Origin of the sequence: Kitasatospora sp. NRRL B-11411, assembly GCF_000721345.1 — a bacterium.
Lineage (GTDB): Bacteria > Actinomycetota > Actinomycetes > Streptomycetales > Streptomycetaceae > Kitasatospora > Kitasatospora cineracea.
On record NZ_JOGH01000212.1, the window covers coordinates 1 to 6,123 of the forward strand.

At 74.4% G+C, this 6,123-nt stretch carries 7 protein-coding genes; 1 reads left to right on the top strand and 6 read right to left on the bottom strand.

Annotated features, from left to right (window positions below; all coding sequences use genetic code 11):
- The 3 genes from IH44_RS42050 to IH44_RS0138675 form a co-directional block, all read right to left on the bottom strand.
- On the bottom strand, positions 1 to 239 hold a 239-nt coding region (locus IH44_RS42050; protein WP_035957714.1), incomplete at its 3' end, for a hypothetical protein.
- Positions 240 to 306: 67 nt separating this feature from the next.
- Positions 307 to 825 carry a SigE family RNA polymerase sigma factor gene (locus tag IH44_RS0138670; protein WP_030464543.1) on the bottom strand — a complete coding sequence of 173 codons (519 nt, stop codon included), beginning with the start codon at positions 823 to 825 and terminating at the stop codon, positions 307 to 309.
- Positions 826 to 996: 171 nt separating this feature from the next.
- A complete protein-coding gene (locus IH44_RS0138675; protein WP_081967382.1) occupies positions 997 to 1,665 on the bottom strand; it encodes an SMI1/KNR4 family protein in 669 nt (222 codons plus the stop codon).
- Positions 1,666 to 1,866: 201 nt separating this feature from the next.
- Here IH44_RS0138675 and IH44_RS0138680 point away from each other — a divergent pair, with 201 nt between their 5' ends.
- On the top strand, positions 1,867 to 2,619 hold the full coding sequence (locus IH44_RS0138680; RefSeq protein ID WP_030464545.1) for a thioesterase II family protein: 753 nt from the start codon (positions 1,867 to 1,869) through the stop codon (positions 2,617 to 2,619).
- 7 nt (positions 2,620 to 2,626) lie between these two features.
- Here the strand turns inward: IH44_RS0138680 and IH44_RS44995 are convergent, their stop codons facing one another.
- From IH44_RS44995 to IH44_RS49580, 3 genes are all read right to left on the bottom strand, one after another.
- Positions 2,627 to 4,042 (bottom strand): hypothetical protein, encoded by a 1,416-nt coding sequence (locus tag IH44_RS44995; protein ID WP_081967383.1) that lies wholly within the window; start codon positions 4,040 to 4,042, stop codon positions 2,627 to 2,629.
- Positions 4,043 to 4,088: 46 nt separating this feature from the next.
- Positions 4,089 to 4,622, bottom strand: a complete 534-nt coding sequence (locus IH44_RS0138690; protein ID WP_157852619.1) for a hypothetical protein — start codon at positions 4,620 to 4,622, stop codon at positions 4,089 to 4,091.
- Between the two features lie 138 nt (positions 4,623 to 4,760).
- The coding region (locus IH44_RS49580) for a PQQ-binding-like beta-propeller repeat protein (protein WP_157852620.1) at positions 4,761 to 6,123 on the bottom strand (1,363 nt) is incomplete at its 5' end.

Genomic DNA, 6,123 nt, shown 5'->3' on the forward strand with positions numbered 1-6,123 from the left:
GGGCCGATGTTCGCGCCGGTCCGCGGTTCGGCGGAGATCAGCGGCAGTCCGGCGCTCGCACCGGCGAAGGCGATGGCGGCGACGGTCAGGACCGTTCCGGCGATCCGCAGCCGCCGGGCCACCTGGCGGCGGCGGCCGCGGCGGCCGCTCTCGGCGACGATCACCGAGACGGGCACGCTCAGGTCCTTGACGCAGGTCTCCATCATCGCGGAGAGCTCAAGGTCCGGGTCCGGGTCCAAAGTTCCGATGCCTTCCGTGACTGGCAGGTGGGTGGTGCGGCGGGGTGCGGCGAAGCGGTGCGCGGGGTCAGTCCTGGAGCAGCAGGGCCCGGTCGGGGCCGAGGATGGTGCGCAGGCGGGCCATCGAGCGGGAGTTGAGGCTCTTCACCGCGCTGACGGTGATGCCCATGGCCTCGGCGGTCTCCTCCAGGCTGTAGTCCTCCAGGTAGCGGAGCACCACGGCGGCCCGGTTGCGGGGCGGCAGTTGGCCGAGGGCGGCGACCAGGGTGAGCCGCAGGGCCGCCGCGCTGCCCTCGTGCGCGCCGATCGACGGCTCCTCGGGGAACTCGGCGACCACGAGTTCGCTGGAGCGGCGCAGCCGCCGGTGGGAGAGGTAGCAGCGCAGCAGCACCTTGCGGGCGTACGCGTCGATGCCCGCTTCGCCGTCGCCGCGCCGCAGCCGCCCCCAGACCGGGTAGAGCTTGGACAGCGCGGTCTGCACCAGGTCCTGCGCCTGGTGCCAGTCACCGCACATCAGGTACGCCAAGTGGAACAGGCGGCGCGCCCGGCTGGCCGCGAACTCGTCGAAGTCGAGCCCCTCGGTCATGTGGTCCCCCGGATGGAAAGCGTTTCGTCGACGTCCTGAAGACACGCGGCGGGCGGTGCGGTCCGTCGCACCCGGAAGGTAAAGACTCCGTAACGATGATCGCCGGCGGGGCGACGGGGAGTCAGTTCGACTGTCCGGCGGGCGGGTCCGGGGGTGCCGGCGGTCGGCGGGTCATTCGACGGTGAGCTTGATCCGGCTGCCGTCGGGCAGGTCGCGGGTGGCGTGGACGAGGGGGCCGCGCAGGCGCATCGCGGTGGCGGCGTCCTCGGGGCGCAGGTTGTCGTGGGTGTAGCCGCCGCCGAGCACGAAGGGCTGCCGGGGGACCAGGCGCCGGTCGACCGGGAGCGGGCCGTTGGCCTGCATGTAGGCGTGGGCGAAGGAGTGCGCGCCGTTGACGTCCGGGTCGGCGAGCAGCCAGGCGGCCCAGTCCTCCAGGCTGTCGCCGAGGTCGTCGGTGGCGGCGGTCTCGGGGTCGAAGGTGACCACCCGGGTGCCGTCGACGATGCCGAACTGGACGCCGAACAGGTCCTGGCCGAAGCAGAACACCGGGTCGGCGAGGCCCTGGTAGCTGGACTTCCAGGTGTCCGCGCCGTTCCAGTCGAGCAGTTCGGGGCCGAGGCCCTCGTCGCCGACCCGGTAGACCTGGATGCCGCCGTTGAAGGCGAAGAAGCCGTTCATCCGGCCGAGCAGCGCGGCGAGTTCGGCGAGCGGGCCGCGGTCGGTGCCGAGGTCGAGTTCGACCCGCGGGCCCATCGGGCCGCGGGCGAGGTCGAGCAGCCGTTCCAGCGCGCTGCCCGTCGCGTCCGGCGTGCCTGCGGTGGCGGTGTCCGTGGTGCTCATGGTGCGGTCTCCGTGTCCGTTCCCCGTGGGTGCGCCGGCCGGGGCGGTGGTCGCGGGCCGGCCGGTCCGACGATACCGGGGGGCGGGTCAAGTCCGTTGACCGGCACTGGCGTTCGGTTCCGGTCGCGGTCCGGCGTGGTGCACCATGGGAGCGGACGGCCGATCATGACGGGCCGATCGCGACGAAGGGAAATCCACCGCATGAGTGCGGACGACTGGCTGCGCCGCTACCACCCCGGGGAGCCCGGGACGCCCCGGCTGGTGTGCTTCCCGCACGCGGGCGGGACGGCCAACTACTGGCACCCGCTGTCCGCGGCGCTCCGGGGCCGGGTCGAGGTGACGGCCGTGCAGTACCCGGGCCGGCAGGACCGGTGCGGGCAGCCGCCGATCGGCGACCTGCACGAGCTCGCCGACCGGGCCGCGGCGGCGCTGCTGCCGTCCTGGCTGCCCGAGCCGCCCGCGCTGCTCGGGCACAGCATGGGCGCGGTGCTCGCCTACGAGACGGCCCGGCGGCTGGCCGACGCGACCGGGCGGGGGCCGCGCCTGCTGGTGGTGTCCGGGCGCCGGGCGCCGCACGTGGTCCGGGCGGAGTCCGGGCTGCACGAGGCGTCGGACGCCGAACTGGTCGACCACCTGGCCTCGTTGGGCGGGACGCTGGAGGCCGTGCTGGCGGACCCGGAGCTGCGGGCGCTGTTCCTGCCGCCGCTGCGCGCCGACTACCGGGCGGTGGAGACCTACCGCCACCGGCCCGGCCCGCCGCTGGCCTGCCCGGTGACGGTGCTGATCGGCGAGTCGGACCCGCAGGTCACCCCGGACGAGGCGGTGGCCTGGTCGGTGCACACCACCGGCCCGCTGGAGGTGCGCGGCTACCCGGGCGGGCACTTCTTCCTGGCCGAGCAGCGGCAGGCGGTCACCGCCCTGCTCGCCGATCGCCTGGCCGCCGACGCTTCTTGACGGTCCGTCAGGCCCGGGGTCGCCACACCCGCAGGTAGTCGGCGGCGGTGGAGATCGGGTTGCCGTCGGCCGGTGCCGGGTGCCAGGAGCCCGCGCAGATCGACAGGTTGAGGATCAGGTAGGCGCTCCAGTCGGGCCCGGTGCCGGTGTGGTCGGAGAACACCAGCTTGTGGTTGACGTACCAGTCGTTGTTGTGGGCCCCGTAGTGGACGCCGATGCTGACCCAGGCGCCGGGGTGGATCGCGTCGGCGTCGGTGTAGTAGGTGCCGGCGCTGTTGATCCGGTTGGAGAGCTCCAGCAGGTTGGGGTTGTCGGGGTGGTACTCGAAGGAGTCGATCTCGTTGCCGCCGTCCTTCCAGGTCCACAGCGCGGGCCAGGCCCCGGTGCCGCCGGGCAGTTGGATCCGGACCTCCGCGTAGTCGCCGGGACGGACCTGGAAGCCCTGCTGGGTGTACTCGGTGGTGAGCAGGCCGGTGTCCCAGGACTGCCGGCCGTTCTCCAGCCGGTTGGCGCCGGGGGTGGCGGTGAAGGTGTTGGCGCCGTTCTCGGTGCTGAGCGCGCCGGCCTGGAGCCAGTCGAGCTTGTCGTCGTCCGGGTTGTGGTTGCCGTACCGGTAGGCGCTGGTGCTGGTGTCGTGCCAGGTGGTGCCGATCGCCGGCGGGTTGGTGAAGTCCTCGTCGAGGACGAGCTGTCCGGCCGGGATCGGCGGGGTGGGCGGGATGACGGAGCCGCTGACGGTGAGCGTCCGGCTCGGCAGGTTGTGGTACTCGCTGCCGGTCCGGTACCAGCCGAACTCGGTGTACGTCCCGGCGGGGAAGCTGCGGGCGGCGGTGGTGAGCGTGTAGCCCTGCGGGCAGATCCGCACGTCGGTGGCGGTGCCGGGGAAGTCCAGGTTCTGCTGGTTCGCGTCCCGGACGCCGACGCCGACCTCGTCGGCGGTGAGGCAGGCGGTGGAGTCGAGGGCGAGGGTCGCGGTGACGGGGGTGTCGGCGACGGCCCGGGCCGGGACCAGGGCGACCTGCCGGACGGTGGGCGCGGCCACCGTCAGGGTCTGGCCGGGCAGGTCGTAGTACGTCGAGCCGATCCGGTAGAAGCCGAACTCGGTGTACGTCCCGGCGGGGAAGCTGCGGGTGCCGGTGGTCAGGCTGTACCCGCCGGGGCAGATCCGGGTGCGGCCGGCCGAGCCCGGGAAGTCCAGGTTCTGCTGGTTCGCGTCCCGGACGCCGACGCCGATCTCGTCGACGGTGAGGCAGCCGGAGAGCGAGCCGACCGAGAGCGTCGCCGCGACCGGCGTGTCGGGCAGGGCGCTGACGGGGGTGAGGCTGCGCTGCTGGATCCGCGGGGCGGCGGCGGCCGGGGCGGCGGGCAGCAGCGGGACGACGAGCAGCAGCGACAGCAGCGCTACGCGGCGGGGCAGGGACACGGAGCTCCGATCGGCGGACGAGGGGCTGGGGGCGGGGCTACGGGGGCTACTGGACGTCGATGGTGAACGCCCGGCTCGGGACGGTCCGGGTCGGCCGGTCCGGGTCCTGGACGGAGACCGCGCCGCCGGAGAGCCGCTCGCCGGGGCGCACGTCGTCGGCGATCCGCAGCGGGAGCAGCACCGTGGCGGTCCGGCGCAGCGCCAGGCCCTTGCGGAAGTCGCAGGTCAGCTCCCGCCTGGCGTCGTCGTACCGGCAGCTGTCCGGGAAGGCCCGGCCCTCGACGGTGACGTGCTTGGGCAGCTTCACCGTGGCGTGGAAGTGGTCGCTGACCTCGTGCGGGCCGAGGTTGGCCACCAGGGCGCGCACCACGGTGAGGCCGTGCGCTCGGGTGCGGTCCACCGAGACGTTCACCACCTGCAGGCCGTCCTCGCTGCCCGGGGCCCGCTGCTCGTCCGCGCTCGCCGCCGTACGGCCGCCGAGCGGCACGGCCCCGGAGGCCACCGCGGCCGTTCCGGTCCCGGCTGCGCACAACGCGGCCGCGAGGCCGATCCGCCACCACCCGCGCCGACCGATGCCCACCGTCCAGCCACCTCCCGCCGTCGTCGTCAACTCCCGGCAGGATCGGCCGTGCTGGCGGGTGCGGGGGCGGCGACGCACCGCCGCACGGGCACGAGAACCCGTGCGGCGGACAATGGTCGGACTATCGGCCGAAGTCTCCTACGGCGCCTTGCCGGTGGCGGCGACCGCGGTCAGGCCCTGTTCGGTGGGGCCGTAGACGCGGCCGCCGCCGGCCCACAGCGGGATGTCCAGCGAGGTCGGGGAGGCGGTGAACTGGTAGGACCAGCGGGCGTTGCCGGTGGCCGGGTCGAGCGCCCAGACCTTGCCCTGGGCCCAGACGTAGAGGGTGTCGTCGGCGAACAGCGCGGCCAGGTTGGTGAGCAGCACCCCGGCGGGCAGCTTCCCGGCCCAGCGCACCGCGCCGGTCCCGGCGTCCAGGGCCTGGACCCGCAGGCTGACGGTGGCGTAGTCGGCGGCCACCGCGTACACCGTCTTCCCGTCGGTGCCGGTCACCGCCGACTGGTAGCTGAGCGGTGCGGCGGACTTCCACGCCACCGAGCCGTCCGCCGGGTCGAGGGCGTAGACCCGGTCGGAGAGGTGGATCAGGCGGCCGCCGGCCGAGGTGTGCGGGCCGTCGGTGGCGGACTGGGTGAGGGCCGAGGCGGAGAGGGCGTTGCCGGGGGCGGCCTGGGTCCAGGCGGTGCTGCCGCCGTTCGCGGTGTCGATGCCCTGGAGGGTGACCTTGCCCGCCGACATGTCGGTGAGCCGCAGCAGCAGCCGGGTGCCGGTGGAGGGGACGGCGAGGCGGCTGCTGCTCAGGGCGCCGCTGCGGATCCGCTGCTCCCAGCGGGTCTTCCGGGCGGCCGGGTCGACGGCCCACAGCAGTTGGTCCTGTCCGCCGCCGTTCGGGTCGGAGACGACGCCCTGCACGTAGAGGGTGCCGTCGAGCAGGCCGCAGACGCTGCCGGCGCCGCCCAGCATGTCGGTGCCGGAGCGGGGGATCGCCCAGGCGGTCTCGCCGGTGGCCAGGTCGACGGCCTGGAGCGCGGTCTTGATGTCGTACGCGGCGGTGCCGTTCTGGTACCAGCCGAGGTAGTAGCCCTTGCCGTCGGCCGCGAGGGCCGGGCCCAGGGTCAGGACGGGGAAGGCGCCGGGGGCGGTGCGGGGGGCCCAGCGGGCCTTGCCGTCGAGGTCGAAGCCCTGCATGTTCTTGGCGCTGACGGTGAGCAGCGTGCTGCCGTCGCTGACGAGTTGGGTGATCGGGTCGGTCAGCGGGGTGGTCCACAGCGGGGTGGCCAGGGCGGCGGTGTCCAGCTGGCGTTCGGGGTCGGTGAGGTCGTGGGTCGGCGCGGCGCCGGGGGTCTTGCCGCCGCCGTCCTTCCCGGTGGGCCGGTCGTCGCCGAGGGTGAGGTACAGCGCGGTGCCGCCGCCGGCCAGGGCCAGGGCGCCGCCGGCCAGGCCGTACAGCAGGGTGCGCCGGGCGGGCCGGGGCGGGTCCGCGGGGAGCGGCACGGTGGGCGGC

Coding starts and splice junctions, on each gene's coding strand:
- IH44_RS0138670 (WP_030464543.1), bottom strand. CDS start 825: ATGACCGAGGGGCTCGACTTCGACGAGTTCGCGGCCAGCCGGGCGCGC.
- IH44_RS0138675 (WP_081967382.1), bottom strand. CDS start 1,665: ATGAGCACCACGGACACCGCCACCGCAGGCACGCCGGACGCGACGGGC.
- IH44_RS0138680 (WP_030464545.1), top strand. CDS start 1,867: ATGAGTGCGGACGACTGGCTGCGCCGCTACCACCCCGGGGAGCCCGGG.